The sequence below is a fragment of the Wukongibacter baidiensis genome (assembly GCF_050888315.1).
GTDB classification, from domain to species: Bacteria; Bacillota; Clostridia; order Peptostreptococcales; family Caminicellaceae; genus Wukongibacter; species Wukongibacter baidiensis.
Genome location: NZ_CP138202.1, coordinates 6,332,017 through 6,347,757 on the forward strand (window position 1 = coordinate 6,332,017; position 15,741 = coordinate 6,347,757).

At 31.4% G+C, this 15,741-nt stretch carries 14 protein-coding genes; 13 read left to right on the forward strand and 1 reads right to left on the reverse strand.

The window, feature by feature from the left end; genetic code table 11:
- Nucleotides 1–80 precede the first annotated feature (80 nt).
- The 13 genes from R9X47_RS29070 to holA all read left to right on the forward strand — a co-directional run bounded on the left by R9X47_RS29070 (nucleotide 81) and on the right by holA (nucleotide 14,985).
- Nucleotides 81–662, forward strand: coding sequence for a hypothetical protein (locus R9X47_RS29070; protein WP_432664559.1), 582 nt, complete (start codon nucleotides 81–83; stop codon nucleotides 660–662).
- A gap of 244 nt (nucleotides 663–906) precedes the next feature.
- The gene (locus R9X47_RS29075; RefSeq protein WP_432664560.1) at nucleotides 907–1,851 is read left to right on the forward strand and encodes a hypothetical protein; all 945 of its coding nucleotides are present in this window, start codon (nucleotides 907–909) and stop codon (nucleotides 1,849–1,851) included.
- A gap of 208 nt (nucleotides 1,852–2,059) precedes the next feature.
- Nucleotides 2,060–2,497, forward strand: coding sequence for a hypothetical protein (locus R9X47_RS29080; protein WP_432664561.1), 438 nt, complete (start codon nucleotides 2,060–2,062; stop codon nucleotides 2,495–2,497).
- Nucleotides 2,498–2,756: 259 nt separating this feature from the next.
- A complete protein-coding gene (locus R9X47_RS29085) occupies nucleotides 2,757–4,976 on the forward strand; it encodes an Eco57I restriction-modification methylase domain-containing protein (protein WP_432664562.1) in 2,220 nt (739 codons plus the stop codon).
- A 141-nt stretch (nucleotides 4,977–5,117) separates the two neighbouring features.
- The gene (locus tag R9X47_RS29090) at nucleotides 5,118–5,747 is read left to right on the forward strand and encodes a hypothetical protein (protein ID WP_432664563.1); all 630 of its coding nucleotides are present in this window, start codon (nucleotides 5,118–5,120) and stop codon (nucleotides 5,745–5,747) included.
- Nucleotides 5,737–7,194, forward strand: a complete 1,458-nt coding sequence (locus R9X47_RS29095) for a hypothetical protein (RefSeq protein WP_432664564.1) — start codon at nucleotides 5,737–5,739, stop codon at nucleotides 7,192–7,194. The genes R9X47_RS29090 and R9X47_RS29095 overlap by 11 nt, the downstream gene beginning before the upstream one ends.
- A gap of 66 nt (nucleotides 7,195–7,260) precedes the next feature.
- On the forward strand, nucleotides 7,261–7,938 hold the full coding sequence (locus R9X47_RS29100) for a Crp/Fnr family transcriptional regulator (protein WP_432664565.1): 678 nt from the start codon (nucleotides 7,261–7,263) through the stop codon (nucleotides 7,936–7,938).
- Nucleotides 7,939–8,190: 252 nt separating this feature from the next.
- Nucleotides 8,191–8,712 (forward strand): ECF transporter S component, encoded by a 522-nt coding sequence (locus R9X47_RS29105; protein WP_432664566.1) that lies wholly within the window; start codon nucleotides 8,191–8,193, stop codon nucleotides 8,710–8,712.
- A 173-nt stretch (nucleotides 8,713–8,885) separates the two neighbouring features.
- The gene (locus R9X47_RS29110; protein WP_432664567.1) at nucleotides 8,886–9,623 is read left to right on the forward strand and encodes an MBL fold metallo-hydrolase; all 738 of its coding nucleotides are present in this window, start codon (nucleotides 8,886–8,888) and stop codon (nucleotides 9,621–9,623) included.
- Between the two features lie 104 nt (nucleotides 9,624–9,727).
- Entirely contained in the window at nucleotides 9,728–10,018 is a 291-nt protein-coding gene (locus tag R9X47_RS29115; RefSeq protein WP_432664568.1) for a hypothetical protein, read from the forward strand.
- Between the two features lie 149 nt (nucleotides 10,019–10,167).
- Nucleotides 10,168–11,274, forward strand: a complete 1,107-nt coding sequence (locus tag R9X47_RS29120; RefSeq protein ID WP_432664569.1) for a YibE/F family protein — start codon at nucleotides 10,168–10,170, stop codon at nucleotides 11,272–11,274.
- A 329-nt stretch (nucleotides 11,275–11,603) separates the two neighbouring features.
- A complete protein-coding gene (locus R9X47_RS29125; protein WP_432664570.1) occupies nucleotides 11,604–13,925 on the forward strand; it encodes a DNA internalization-related competence protein ComEC/Rec2 in 2,322 nt (773 codons plus the stop codon).
- Nucleotides 13,926–13,947: 22 nt separating this feature from the next.
- Complete coding sequence (gene holA / locus R9X47_RS29130; protein WP_432664571.1) at nucleotides 13,948–14,985, forward strand: DNA polymerase III subunit delta; 1,038 nt, start codon at nucleotides 13,948–13,950, stop codon at nucleotides 14,983–14,985.
- Nucleotides 14,986–15,251: 266 nt separating this feature from the next.
- On the opposite strand, the gene rpsT is transcribed toward holA, so the two are convergent.
- Nucleotides 15,252–15,527, reverse strand: a complete 276-nt coding sequence (rpsT, locus tag R9X47_RS29135; RefSeq protein ID WP_432664572.1) for a 30S ribosomal protein S20 — start codon at nucleotides 15,525–15,527, stop codon at nucleotides 15,252–15,254.
- Nucleotides 15,528–15,741 lie beyond the last annotated feature (214 nt).

A 15,741-nucleotide genomic window follows, 5' to 3' on the forward strand; every position in this document is an offset into this window, starting at 1 on the left:
TAAGCTGACAAATATGGACCCGAAGCAATATTATATAGTAAGGACTAGTGTGCCTAGAATTTAAGAAAGGAGGAAGAGATTTGCATGAAGTACAAAATATATCAGAAGTACTAGAAAGATTTAAGAAGACCTTCATGATTAAATATGAATACGAGAATATTGGTATAGTAAAAAAATTTAGAATAGACAGCAGAAAAAATCTCGAGTATGAGGAAGTTAAATGGTGTAAACTATTTTTAAATAAAGCATGTTTCAACTATTGTGCAAAATTATTACTCTTAAGAGTATTTGAAGATAAAGGTAAAATAGCAAGCAAATTTAATAAAAAAGGTATAGAAGTTTGGAATAAGCTAGTAAAAAATATTAAGGATAGATATGATAAGCTTTACGATATCGCAATAATCGATATTAAAAATGATGGAGAAATGAGTTTTTTTAAGCATATATTCGCTGAAAGCGATTATGATATATATGATATTGATAAAGAACTTGCTGACATAATTGTAGGCGGGTTATCGAATATAGATCTGAAAGATATTACAGACGATGAGATAAAATTAATTTTTAGAAAATTATATCCTTTAGATATAAGAGAAGAGTATAGATTTAATGAATTTTATAAAAAGGCTCCGGCCTTAGAATATATATTTAGTTTGAAATAGAGGAGAATACAATAACTTTTTAAAGTTTTAATATATAGAGTTCCTAGTGAAATCTAATTTATATGTATCAAAATATCTGATGCTTCTGAAGATTTTTGATGTGTATAAATTAAAGTTTTCACTGGAATCTCTATAATATTGAAAGAAAAGTTGAATGTTGAATGCTATTAAGGTAGAATCATAGGGGGAGACTAGATTATTCCCCTTTGAGATTCACCGTAAACATTTATATGGGAGTGAAAAGATGAATATGTCATATGATGAATTTAAGAAATTGGAAAACAAACTTACAGATAAAGTATTATATTTCGCCTTGAGTCCAGATTATAAAACTGAGGTAGAGCGAGCAAAGAATTTTTTTACAGAGGTATTGAATGAAAACAATTATTCCTATGATGAGAAGAATTTTGTTTCTTGGTTATTATGGGATTATAGCTTAGAAAATGGAAGGACTTTTTTTCAGGAATATATACATATAAAAGGTAGTGAACTAACCGACGAGGAAAATATTATTATTGAAGGGCTTTCAAATACATATTTATCTATATATGAGAGCAATATATTGAACGGTAAAAAGAAGCTTACTGATGTTTTCTTAAAAGAAGAATTTCTATTAGAAGAAAGTAAAGAAGTTATAAATATGAATGAACTTATAATAGGAAGGGTTATAAGCTTTAATGGTCAGAATTATTTACTGGACGACTATCTGAAGTTAGATAAAAGATTCCAAGGAGGAATCGAAAAAATCTTCCATGAAAAACATGAAATGGATAGAAATAGAGATAAGTTTTACACAGTAAAGAAGTTTCTTGAAAATAATCCTATATTACTATATAGCTTTGCCAATATTATTGATGATCTAACAAGGAAACAGATAGAGGACAATAATGACTATACAGTTTATCAAAGCACCTATGTAGTTATAAACTACAAGAGATTGTATGATATTTTATACAACAACGGAGAGATAGATTTAGAGGATAAAGAAGACAACATTCTCTATTTTACTATGTATGATGAAGGCAGGAACAGAATACTGTGTGAGATTGTATTGTATAAAGAGAAATTGGAAATAGAATGTATATCTGAAATAGATAAGACGAAAGCTAAAAGAACACTTGAGAAATTATCGCGTGATCTAATAAAACATGTAAAGGATGAGATTTTAACAATAGAGGATATATTATAGTACTATAAAAATTTAAATAAATTCTGATTAACTATGGTGGAAATAGCACAAACTATTATTACATAGGATTAAGACTGGTGACGATGAGCTTAAACCGAGAAATGGCAAGGGAAACAGCCATATAACTACTCTTGTCCATTTGACAGTTTTCTATTATGGTAGTAAAATAAATTGTATTACTATTATTTGAAAGGGGTACATTTTCTTTATGGAAACTGCTACGGCTGATTTATCTGAGCCCTACGAGGGGGAAAATGACAAAAAGACTATGGAACCATCATCGAGCAATATTAAAATGGAAAGTATTATAGAAGACATTAGGGGATTGCTTAATAAATATAATGATCCTAAGGAACATGTAAATAATTATTTAAGCAAGGTTGAGAAAAAGATTGAGGATAATGGTATTGATACTAAGTATCTTATTGACAGAAAGAAAATAAGAAAGTATATTGAAAAGCATCCTTATTTTAAGAACCCTTGTAACTACCATATTAGGTTACTGACAATAATGAAATATTTAAAGAAAAAGGGAATAGATATAAATATTAATGATATTGATTTAGTTGTGGATGAAATAATCCAAGAAATAGATGGTGTAAAGAAGGTTGGAGAAGGAAAATATGTAAGAACTTTAAAAGGTTAGTAAAATCCCAGCACGTTGTGTGCTGGGATTTTTTATTGGATATGTCAGTTTAGGTCTGTCGATTGATGTCTTTTTCCTTTAAAACTTGTAACTTAGACCACTATAAAATATAATTTAAAGAGGAGATAAGATTTTAGCTTATCATATAAGTTACGAAAAATCTATTACATTCCGAAGATTTAACATCCCCAGAAACGCTGGATGTCAAATCTCCAGAATGTGAGATGTTTATCGTATTATATGCAGAAAGGAATCTTTTATGGAAAAAAGTTTAGTAAAAGCTTTAGACAAGATTTTAGAAAATATGGATAAAGGGCAGAGCAATAAAGAAGCAGCGTTTATTAATTTGATAAGAGAAAATGTCCTGAGGAAAAATGGGATCAAATTTTATGACTATATTGACTTTGTAAACAGGAATTTTGAAACTACGAATCAAATCACTGAAGAGAATTCATATTTTGAAGAGATTTCTAAAGAGCTTCCTGAGGAAATGGATCTAATGGCGCTCTGTGGCATCCTGGAAGAATACATGAACAATCAAAAAAGAGAGTTGACAGGAAGCTATTACACGCCTGGATTTATAATTGAGTTTATCGTTTCGAATTCAATTATACTTTATATAGAAGATAATATAGAGATAGATAGAACTAGTCTTGAGAAGCTCGTTAAGGATAAGGCTATCATTAACATAAGGGAATCTCAATTACTAGAGATATTGAATCTATTAAAGAAAATAAAGATAATTGATATTGCCTGTGGTTCAGGGCTATTTTTACATCATACCCTAGAGATGATTTATGATATAAAGGCGTCTATATACAGAGAACTAAAGCTTGATATTAACGAATATAAGGAAAAGAAATGGATACTTGAAAATAATATATTTGGAATAGACATTCAGCTGAGTCCTCTTGAAATGGTTGCTTTAAAGTACATAGACATGTTTGCAGGTTATGAAGAGTTTAATATTGATTCTTTGAGGTTAAATTTCTACCTAAGAAATAGTATCCTTGGAGAAGAAATTTTCACGGCATCAGAAATCAAGAGGGTGATAGATAACGGTGGATTTGATATAGTTATTGGAAATCCTCCCTATGTTGGAGAAAAGGGGAACAAGGAGCTATTTGAGAATATAAAGAAATATGAGTTTGGAAAGAGCTACTATGAAGCTAAGATGGACTATTTTTATTATTTTATTTATAGAGGCATAGATATACTTAAAGATGGTGGCGTGCTTTCATATATAACCACAAACTATTTTATCACCGCCGATGGGGCTAAGAAGCTCCGAAGATTCTTCAAGGACGAGGTTAGCTTTAGGGAAATTATAAACTTCAATGAATATGAAGTTTTTAAAGCCGCAAAGGGTCAGCACAATATTATTTTTACTATAACAAAGGGGGCCGAGGAAAACAGGCCTATAAATGTAAAGTACATAAAAAATCACAGAGTAAAAACATCTGAGATTACTGATCTGATAAATAGTAAGGAAGTCAGTAATGACGACGTATCTAACTATATATTAGAAAATCAAAGAAATTTATATGAATCAAATGGAAATATAATGATTTTTCCGAATGGTGAGTACTCTAGGATCATAAAGAAAATAAAATCCCATTGCGGCTTAAATCTAGGGGATCTCTGCAATGTTAATCAAGGGATTGTTAGTGGAGCCGATAAGGTAACCGGTAGAATGTTGGATGTGAAGCTTGAAAAGGAGATAATAGAAAAATATAACATTAATAATAATGAAGGAATTTTTGTACTGAACAAAGAAGAGGTATCTAATGCTAGTATGGATATCTGTAGGCTTTTAAAACCCTTTTATAAAAATAGCGACATTAAGAAGTATTTTACAAATAAATCTACAAATAAATTTATCTTATACTTTACTGATAAGAATATCTCTAATAGTGAAAATTGCTTTGTTATACAAGAACATCTCAAAAAGTATAAGAATATTATGGACATGAGAAGAGAGACAAAAAAAGGGATTAGAAACTGGTTTGCCCTGCAATGGAGCAGAGAACAGAGTATATTTGAAGGACCTAAGATAGTTGTGCCCCAGAGGGCCAATAAGAATAATTTTGGTTATAATGAAGACCCGTGGTATGCTAGTGCAGATGTATATTTCATCACTACAAAGGATGAAGAGGTAGATCTTAAGCTGTTATTGGGTATACTAAACTCAAATGTAACCTATTTCTGGCTGTATAATATGGGAAAAAGAAAGGGGAACTACCTTGAATTGTACTCTAGTCCTTTAGCTGGAATTCCTATAAATCTAAACCTTGATTGTGATATTAGAGAAAACATAATAAGTATTACAAATAGAATATTAGATTGTTGTGATAGGGGTTATGACAGGGAATTGATAGACAAGTATCAAAGAAAAATTGATGAAGAAATTTATAAAGCCTTTTATTTTACTAGGGAGGAAATTGAGATTATAGAGGAACTATATATAGAGAGTTCCTAGTGAAACTTAATTTATACATATCAAAATATCCGATGATTCTGGGGATTTTTGATGTGTAGAAGTTAAAGCTTTCACTGAAAGCTCTATATTAGATAATACTTATGTAGGATACAAATTATCCAGATCCAATGGGGTGAGCATATGAGATTTTATGTTGTGGCCAAGTGTAGAAATGAACAAAATGAAGACCTGACTTTAAATCTTGAGAATATGACCTTCGATAAGCTAAAAGTTGATGAAAAGATTGAAGAAGATAAAACCTATGTTTGGGCAAATGGACAAATAATTGAAATAAGAAATGTGGACTTTAACATGAAGTATCTCTATTTGGAAGCCTTCGGTAAAGCTAGAAGGATAAAAAGAGGAGATTTCAGATTTTCAAAGATAAAAAGAGGTAGTAATGTCTACATTAATGAAAATTACTTTTTATTTAACGGAGAAAAGCTCATTGGTAGGATAATCAATTTGGGAGAAATTGAAGAAATAGATAATAAAGGCATTGAAAATTTTAATATGCTTTTAAAAAAGTTATTATTGAATGATATAGTAGTACTAGTAAAGGGCAAGAAGATATATAGAATATTTACCTATGCTAAACTAAACAATCTTTTAAATGATAATAATCAAATAGATATATTTCAGTTCATGAATCGAAATTATACTAGTGATTTACTTACTGAGTTAAAGAAAATGATTGATGCAGCCTATAATAATCTAGATGAGGCAAGACAACGAATGGATGAGGAGTTGAACAAAAACAATGAAAAGTAATAAGAATGTATTAATTTTTTGTGGAATATTACTTACAGCATTTCTTTTAACTAAAATGATGAGTGATGACATAAAGGTTACGAGTCTATTAAAACAAAGCTATGAAAGTAAAAATGTAGAGGTTGTTGAAGGCGATAATTTTATAAAGTATGTATCAGATGTTAAAGATGCCCATGATGTTAAATGGATAGATGATAATGTTGTAAGCTTCAAAGGTTTAGCTGATAACAACAAAACAGAACTTTTCCAATTTGACTATAATTCAAAGAAATTGTCACAGAATCATGAAAATGGCGAGGCGTTCTACAAGAAAGAGTTCAAGGAAAATATTGAATTGATTGTAGAAATAGATGGAGATAGTTATCTTATCTATAGCGAAGCTGCGAAGAAGAAGGGACTTTTTCATGTAAGAAAAGACAAGGAATCTAAATTGTTGAGTGATAGTATAAAATTAAATGATCAGCTATTAGTTAAGGTATCTGGTAATAAGAAAAAAGTTGCTTTTTATGATACTAATGATAAAAAAATAAAGGTTTATAATTTTTCAAGCAAAAAGGTAGCCAGCATTGATAAGGAAATAGGAAATGAAGCTTTAAAGAACTTCGAGAACAATGTTAGTTTTTCATACGAAGCCGGTTACTTAGCTGTAGCCAATATAAATAAAGAAGACTTTAAGGAAAGCTACTTTTCAGTATTTGGAGCTGATTCGGGTAAGGTTTATGCTGAAGAGATTCTGGGTATAAATCCTAGTTGGGGTAAGGAGAACCTTACAGTTGCATTTTCACATATGGAAAATAACTCTGTTACAAATACAAAAGATGTGAGCGTAGAAAATCTAGCTAGTGATAGAGTAGGTTTCTATAATCTTAAGACGAGAAAAATTAAATACACTCAGAAGATGGGGAAGGGATACAAGGTAATAAGACCTGCTATTTGGAAGGATAATAGTGAGGCCTTAATAGTTGTAGGTAAGTATGTCGAGGACGATAATAAATACTATTTTAATAAAATTTATTCCTATGGGCTTAAAAATAATACTCTTTCTGATTTACAGAGCTATTTTAAGGATATAAATAGTACTGGAGAAGATTATAAATTTGATTTGATTGAGAACAATATACATGTATCTTCTCTTGGTAACGACGAAAAAAATAATATTAGGATTATTAATCTTAATAAACGTAGTGTAAAGGAGTATAATAATCTTCAAGAATTTACTTCTAAAAAGGAAGGTAAGGAAGATCCAATGCTTTACAAGTACCTAGATTCAAACAAACTCTTATATGTTCTTAATAATGGTGTATATATAACTGATTTTGAATCTAACTATCTTAAGTATAGGGCTAGTGAAGCAGTTACTGGTATTTATGAATCTCCAAGTAAGGATAAACTACTGATACTATCTAACAATGGAGAAAAGCTAGAGCTTGCAATTATTAATCTTTAAATAAGGATAAGCGACTTTAAGATTTAATAAATGTTAATGTTGCTATCTATAAAAGAGGGGAAAAAGATGGACAATATCGAAGCGCTAAAGAAGGTTCCTATATTTTCACAATTGAAGGACGATGATCTAAATAAGATTTTATCTATTACTATTCAGAAAAAATATAAAAAGGGCAGTGTAATTTTCATGGAGGGAGATAAAGGGGAGGCCTTTTATTTCATAAAGTCCGGAAAGATAAAGATATCTAAATCTTCGAAGGATGGAAAGGAGCTTATTCTTAACATTTATGGTGAAAACCATGTCTTTGCTGAGGTGACTATCTTTAATGATATAAGCTATCCTGCAACGGCTGAAGTTATAGAAGATGCTGTTGTTGGTGTGATTAGGAACTATGATCTAGAGAAGCTGATAAAATCAAATACAGAGCTTGGTTTTAATTTGATAAAAATATTGAGTAAGAGGTTATTTAATGCTCAGATGAAGTTAAAACAACTAGCTTTAAATGATACCTACTCTAGAACTGCCGATACGCTTATAAGACTATCTAAAAATGTTGGAATAGAAAGAAATGGACAAATCGAATTTGATTTAGATCTTTCAAGACAGGAATTAGCTAATATGATAGGGACAGCCAGAGAAACGGTAAGTAGAATCTTGAGTCGTTTTAAGAAAGAGGGGTCAATCGATATCTCTGGAAAGAAAATGGTAATAAAGGATATTGAAAAGCTGGAAAGCTGGTTATAGGGAATGATATAAAATTAGGTCATAAGAGGCTGAATTCATAAGAGAATTTTATGAGACAGCCTCTTTTCATGTTTTTGGTGAATATTTTAGTCTGTAGGTAAAAAATAGGTGCTAGAAAGTTGTATTGTACCGGTACAATTGTATTGAAAAACGAGAAAATTATGTTTGAATACCATTTACAATAGATACAATTTATATTATAATAGAATAAAAGTAATACATAACAATACAATTTATAGGAAGGTGAATACAATGGGTAATTTTAAAACTAGAGATTTAACAATCATGGGACTTTTAGTAGCATTAGTAGCTATGTCAACTATGTCATTTAGAGTACCTATACCTGCTACAAGTGGATATATTCATTTAGGTGATAGTATGATCTTTCTAGCGGCTGTCTTATTTGGAAGGAAACATGGTGCAATCGCCGGGGGGTTAGGTTCAGCATTAGCTGATATACTAAGTGGTTATGCACATTGGGCCTTACCTACTCTTATAATAAAGGGACTTATGGGATATATAGTAGGGAGAATAGCTGAAGGTGAAAATAGTAATAGAAAAATTATGTCAATAGTAGTGGGTGCGCTTTGGATGGTTACAGGGTATTATTTCGCAGCTTCACTTATGCAAGGAAGCTTCATAGTTCCACTACAATCAATACCTGGAAACTTGATTCAAGGTTTTGGAGGAGCAGCTATATTTGCTCCAATTGGTGCAGCCCTTAGCAGAACAAATCTTTTTAAAAAAAGAACTATAAATAGTCAAAAAGCCTAGAAATAGGCTTTTTTAGATTGTTAACAGCCTTGAAAAAGCCTAGAGATAGGCTTTTTGATATTTTTTGGCATATTAAATAAATTTTGTGGTAGAATCTTAAGTATATAAGCAATTTAATGAAAAAAATTCCCAAAGACATCTTTGGTTAATTAAAAATAGAGGAGGACTAACTTATGAAAATCACCATCTTAGGAAATTCAGGACCCTATCCGCGAGCTGGAGGCGCTTGTTCTGGGTATTTATTAGAGACTAAAAATCATAAAATTTTAATTGACTGCGGTAATGGAACACTTAGCAGACTCCTTAGTATCATAGGAAGCTTAAGTGAACTAGATGCAATAATATTAAGTCACCTACATAGTGATCACATTTCAGATATAATGGTTATGCGTTATGCTTTAGGTATAAATCAGGAGAAGGGTGCCATAACACGAAGTATACCTTTATATGCACCAAAGGATCCAGAGGATACATACAATAAATTGCAGTTTAAAAATGCTTTTATTCAAGAGGAATTGATGGATCATACTATGCTAACCTTCGGGGATATAAGGATAACATTTAAGCTCATGTCCCATCCGATTAAAACTTATAGTGTGATAGTCGAAGAAAAAGGTAAAAAATTTGTTTATTCCGCCGATACAAAATACTGTGATGCAGTAAATGAAATATCTGATAATAGTGATTTGTTCTTATGTGAATGCAATCTACTAGAAAAGGACAGAACTGAAGATGCATATCATTTATCTGCAAAGCAAGTTGGTGAAATCGCAACAAATGCAGGAGTGAAAAAGCTTTTATTAACCCATTTATGGCCTGAGTATGATACAAATGAACTTTTGAATGAAGCTAAAGCTTATTTTTCTGGCGATGTAGAAATTGCCACAGAATTAAAAAGTTACGAGATATAGATTTAGTATTACTATTGCAATTTTTACACATAATATAGGTATTAAAGTGTCTTTAAATACATTATTTACATGTGAGGCACGGAAAATTAAGGAGTGTGAAAAAATTGCTAAATAGTATATCTGAAAGAAGAATAAAGCTAAAAGACAAATATAAATTATATCTAGAGGTTCCTGAGGATGAATATATGTTGGCATATAATGATGAAGTCAGTGTAAATAATGCAAGGGATATATTAACACAATTTCTAAACTATCATCAGGATGATGGAAGAATAGAAAATGCAGAAATAAAACATGATAAAAACAATCACAGCATAAATATTGAAGCCGATTTACTTTATGTAGGTAATAAACATACTGATCCTGAAACTGTACCTGATTATTTAAACCATTAAGGACAATTGATATAGATTGTAGTTAAGTATAGAGACCTTCTAAGGGATTAGAGGGTCTTTTTGAATTTTATGGACTAGCACGTATTTTTATGCCATAAAAGAATTGTATGTTATAATTATTGAGACAATATTTAGACGAGGTGATAAATATGGCAAAAAAAGTTCTAGCAATATCCCTACTAGTATTTTTACTATTTAGTTTCTGTTCCTATGGAGAAGGAGAAGATGAGATACCATCTCTTTACGAAAGAGCCGTTATTTTAGAAACTTTTGATGGTGGAGATGTGAGTAACGACAATATTGAATCTATTCAATACGTGGAATTAAAAGTAACAACGGGGAAATATAAAGGCGAGGTCTTCAATATAGAGAATACCCTATCTGGTCATCCTGTATATGACATACCTGTAAAGCCAGGGGATAAGGTACTTGTACTGATTGAAGAGTATGAAGATGGAAGTTTAGTAGTCAATATAGCAGATTATATTAGAGATTTTTACATATATATACTTGCTGGTGTTTTTGCACTGAGTCTTTTGGTGATTGGAAAAAGCAAGGGATTGAAAACAATTATTACTTTAGTATTTACAATGTTCATGATATTTAAAGTGCTTTTACCTTTGATGTTAAGAGGTTATAATCCAGTGGCTATAACCATACTAATATCCGTTGTTATTACGGTTTTAACGATTTTATTGATCTCTGGTATAACAAAAAAGAGCTTTGCTGCAATACTTGGAACTGTATCTGGAGTACTAATTGCGGGCTTTTTGGCATTTGTAATTGGGACAAAGGTTAGATTGACGGGTATGACAAGTGAAGAGGCTGTGATGCTGCTTTATATACCGCAGAATATAAAGTTTAACTTTAAGGAGTTACTTTTCTCTGGGATTTTACTAGGAGCTCTGGGAGCTGTTATGGACGTATGTATGTCAATTGCTTCATCAATAGAAGAGGTAAATCGTGCTAATACGGATTTAACTATGAAGGAGTTATTCCTGTCAGGTATGAACGTAGGTAAGGATATAATGGGAACGATGTCAAATACATTGATACTGGCATACACAGGAAGTGCCGTTCCATTACTATTGCTATTTATGGCCTATGAGACATCAATACTTAGGATCATAAATCTAGATATTATAGCTACTGAGGTAGTCCGTTCACTTGCTGGAAGTATTGGGCTTATATTATCAATACCTATAACAGCCATTTTAGCTGCTGTATTAATAAAAAGAGAAGGTAAAGGACAGTAGAAAATAATCAAGAAAAACTCAGATGTTATTTCTGAATGAAGATATAACCTATGGAAAGCTATATGATTTCCATAGGTTATTTTTAGTTATTTAAAGAAAAAAGAAGGGAAATGGATTTATGAGAAGAATTGTAGAAAAATGACAGAAATTATAGTTATCGACAATTCTAAACTCTTTAAAAGTTCCTATGGGTTATAGGGATTCCAGTCAAAGCTTTAATTTATACACATCAAAAATCCCCAGAAACATCAGATATTTTGATATGTGTAAATTAAGACTTACTTGGAACTCTCTATATATGAAAAAAAGGTCAAAGGTGGAAATTGAGCATGTATAGAAGACCTCTAGCAGGGATAACCATAGCTGTTATTCTAGGAAGCATAATTCAATACTATTTAAGGTTACCAATACAAGTTTTACTGGTAGCTATATGCATTAATATAATAGTAGTAATATTTTTTTTATATAGGAAAAACAGAATGGTTATAACTAGCGTACTTTTAGCTATGACGATTTTGGGAGCACTAAATCTGGAATACAATTATATCACCGAAAATCCCGCAAAGATATTTATTGATAAAGATGTTGAGATAATAGGAGATTGCATCCAGAAGGAGGTGACCGATAAAAGTACATATGTGCTAATTATTAGGGAAATTCGCCATGATGGAAGGAGCTATAGCTTAGAGGATAAATCTATATTGAGAATTTATAAATATAAAGGCAAAAGCTTAAACAATAAGAGAGTGAAGGTTAAGGGGAAGCTTCAGATACCTGATGCTGCTAGAAACCCAAGAATGTTTGATTATAATCTTTATTTAAGGACTCAGGGTATTTATACCATTACGAAGGCTAAAAAACATGGTGTAGAGGTTATAGGACCGGCAGATTTGCCATATTTTATAGACCTTAGGCATAAAATAAAAAGTTGTATCTACAAAGGGACCTTCGAGAACTTTCCCGGTGAAGAAGGTAAGGTTGCCCTTAGTATTACCTTTGGCGATAAGAAAATTATCGATGAGGATATATACGAGAATTTTAAAACAAATGGCACTGCCCACGCTTTAGCTGTATCGGGACTGCACTTTGGAATTTTGTTTATGTTCATTAATTTCATACTGAATCTGTTAAGGACGACTGAAAAATATAAAGTCACAATTTCAATACTTTTAATTTGGTTTTTTGCACTTATTGTAGGATTTACACCATCTGTGATAAGAGCATCATCGATGATAACTCTTCTTTCAATATCAAATCATCTAGATAGAAGATATGACCTATTTACGGCATTAGCATTTATTTGTTTAGCTAACATTGTAGTTAATCCATTTATGATATTTAATATTGGGTTTCAACTTTCTTTTTCAGCAGTAATAGCTATAGGTCTATTTTATAGACCTATTTATAAAGGTCTAAGTTTATTACCTGATTTTCTTAGACAGATGGTTGCCGTTACACTGGCTGCACAAATCGGAACTGCTCCAATAATTGCGTATTACTTTAATATGTTTTCTCCTATTGCCCTGATAATAAATATACCTGTAGTTTTATTGATGGGTATTGTTCTTCCAGTGAATTTAGTATTTTTTATCACATTGTTTATAAACGCAAGCCTTTCACAGTACGTTGCCTATGTTGATGGTATGCTAATAAAATTACTGGTATGGATAAATTCATTGTCTTCATATGTTTCATTTAGTAAATTTAGCGTTGCATCTCCAAACTTTACAGTTATAATACTATTTTATATCTTTTTAATACTAATTTGTTATAAAGAGAAAATACCTTATATAAAGGAAATAAAAACTAAAAATATAGTGGCAATACTGTTTGTTGTTATCCTATGTATGAATGTATTTGAAATCCTTCGTCCTAAGGATTTAAGACTTACCTTTGTTGACGTAGGCCAGGGGGATTGCATACTTATTGAGACCCCAAAGGGTAAACGGATACTGGTAGACGGAGGGAAGGAACAAGAAGATTTCCTATCGGGCTTCCTATTAAAGAATGGTATTTCATATATAGACTTAATATGTGTAAGTCATATTCATAATGATCACATCGGAGGAATTGCAAATGTCCTTGAAAATATAAAAACAGGACAGATGGTTATAGGCACAAAGGAGTATACATCTGAAGAGTGGCAAGAAATAGAGAGGATATGCTTGGAAAATAAGATTCCTATAATGGAATTCAGTAAGGGTAAAATAATAAGATTGGAAAAAGACTTAACATTGACTGCAGTATACCCTAAGGCAGAACTTATAGAAAATACTAACGAAGATACAAACAACAACTCCTTGGTTCTTATTTTAGAATACAAAGACTTTGAAGTGGTTTTAACCGGTGATATTGAGAAGGAAGCAGAGATGGATATTGTAAGGGGTGGATTTAAAAGAGATGTAGACGTTTTAAAGGTAGGCCACCATGGAAGTAAAACATCGAGCACACCGGAATTTTTAGATTCTTTTACCCCGGAAATAGCAGTAATACAAGTTGGAAAGAATGTTTTTGGCCACCCACATGGTGATACTCTAAATAAATTGAAGGAAAGAGAAATAAAAATATATAGAAATGATAAGAATGGTGCTGTTATAATAGAAACAGACGGAAAGAATATTGAGGTTAAAACAATGCTTAGCCATGAGTAGTTTATAGCCTGAGGAGGAAAAAATGTCGTATAAGAGTTTACTAAAGGATATTAAAGAGAATAATGTTTCAAGTGTATATTTGTTTTTTGGCAAGGAAAAATACCTTATTAATAAAGGAATGGATCTTGTAAAGGATAGATATTTTAGTAGTGCTAATGATGAGAGCTTTAATTATAATTTTTATGATGGTATTAAAGATGATATTGATGTGGTATTGAATTCCTGTGAGACCCTTCCTTTTATGGGTGAAAAGAGGATTGTTATAGTTAAGTCCAAGGAAGCTTTTAGTGGTAATAAAAGTGTTATGAGTAAGGATGACGAAGAGAAGTTAATTAAGTATATTTCAAATATTCCTGAGACTACATGCCTTATTTTTATTGCAGGTGATAAAATAGATAAGAGAAAGAAGCTTGTAAAAGAAATAAAGTCAAATGGTAAGATACTTGAATTTGATAAACTAGATAGAACGTCTTTTGTAAAATGGATTCAAAAGATACTTAAAAGTAACCATAAAGGAGTATCAAATACTGCTCTGGAAGGGCTTATTGATTCTTTGAGATACCTAGAGAGAGACTCAAGTTCAACACTTTACGATGTTGAAAATGAAATAAAGAAGTTATGTAATTATATAGCTGACAAAGAAATGATTGAACTTAGTGACATAGAAAAAATAATGACTAAGCCACTAGAAAATAATATTTTCTTATTAGTGGACTCTGTTGCAAATAAAAATAGCAATCTAGCTTTAAAAATGTTTAATCAAATGTTAATTGGTGGAGAGCCTGAAGGTAGAATATTACATATGATTGTTAGACAATTTAAGATTTTAAATAAAGTTAAGATTATGATAGACAGAGGTTATACTGCTAGTGCAATAGCTCCTAAAATATCATTGCCTCAATATATCGCTAAGAAATATGTAAAGCAATCCAATGGTTTTAGCGCTAAGGATATACTAAATATATTAAATTTAGCTGCTGAGAGTGAAAGAAAAATTAAGACAGGCAAGATGCCAGCTAAGTTGGCTATAGAAATGTTGATAACGGGACTATGTAGGTAAGGGGGCGTCTCAGAATGGCGAATTTCTGCGTTATTTGAAATGTTCACCGACTTGGCACGTACGTTAGTACTAGCCAAACCGTTGAAATTTCAAAACCTTGAACTTCACTCATTCTGAAACACCCCCGGAGGATCCTCTTAAGAGAGGTTTATGAGGATCCTCCGTTCTTTTTTTGCTAAAAAATTCTCAAAAACAGTAAAAAAGCGTACAGTGTACGCTTTTTTGCAGTGGGTTTTTAACGACGGGGTTTTTGGGTGAAAACCTTATTATTCAGCAGCTTCTTGAAGTTGCTTTAATTGCTTTGCTAATTTAGAAACTTTTCTAGCAGCATTTTTCTTGTGAAGAGTATTCTTCGCCGCTACTTGGTTAAGCTTCTTCTGAGCGTAACGGAACTTTTCAGTAGCAAGTGTTACATCTCCAGCTTCGATTGCTTCATCAAATCTTCTGATAGCAGTCTTTACTATAGACTTTCTTCTCTTGCTTTGCTCAGTTTTCTTAGCGATAACCTTAATTCTTTTCTTAGCAGATTTAATATTAGCCAATATTTTCACCCCCTCGTTTGCTCTTTAACACGTGTAATTTTATCATGTTTATAATCAAAATGCAAGAAAAATAATTACTTAAAAAATCTACATTTTGACTTTTAGAATAATGACAGTTTTAAGAATATTCCACAAATCAAAATGAAGAAGGTTATTGTTATTTCTATACAATTCTTATTTCCGAAAAACTTCAGAAATATTCTTTTTGAATAGC

Coding starts and splice junctions, on each gene's coding strand:
- R9X47_RS29125 (WP_432664570.1), top strand. CDS start 11,604: ATGTATAGAAGACCTCTAGCAGGGATAACCATAGCTGTTATTCTAGGA.
- R9X47_RS29110 (WP_432664567.1), top strand. CDS start 8,886: ATGAAAATCACCATCTTAGGAAATTCAGGACCCTATCCGCGAGCTGGA.
- R9X47_RS29120 (WP_432664569.1), top strand. CDS start 10,168: ATGGCAAAAAAAGTTCTAGCAATATCCCTACTAGTATTTTTACTATTT.
- R9X47_RS29085 (WP_432664562.1), top strand. CDS start 2,757: ATGGAAAAAAGTTTAGTAAAAGCTTTAGACAAGATTTTAGAAAATATG.
- R9X47_RS29090 (WP_432664563.1), top strand. CDS start 5,118: ATGAGATTTTATGTTGTGGCCAAGTGTAGAAATGAACAAAATGAAGAC.
- R9X47_RS29100 (WP_432664565.1), top strand. CDS start 7,261: ATGGACAATATCGAAGCGCTAAAGAAGGTTCCTATATTTTCACAATTG.
- R9X47_RS29080 (WP_432664561.1), top strand. CDS start 2,060: ATGGAAACTGCTACGGCTGATTTATCTGAGCCCTACGAGGGGGAAAAT.
- R9X47_RS29095 (WP_432664564.1), top strand. CDS start 5,737: ATGAAAAGTAATAAGAATGTATTAATTTTTTGTGGAATATTACTTACA.
- R9X47_RS29075 (WP_432664560.1), top strand. CDS start 907: ATGAATATGTCATATGATGAATTTAAGAAATTGGAAAACAAACTTACA.
- holA (WP_432664571.1), top strand. CDS start 13,948: ATGTCGTATAAGAGTTTACTAAAGGATATTAAAGAGAATAATGTTTCA.
- R9X47_RS29105 (WP_432664566.1), top strand. CDS start 8,191: ATGGGTAATTTTAAAACTAGAGATTTAACAATCATGGGACTTTTAGTA.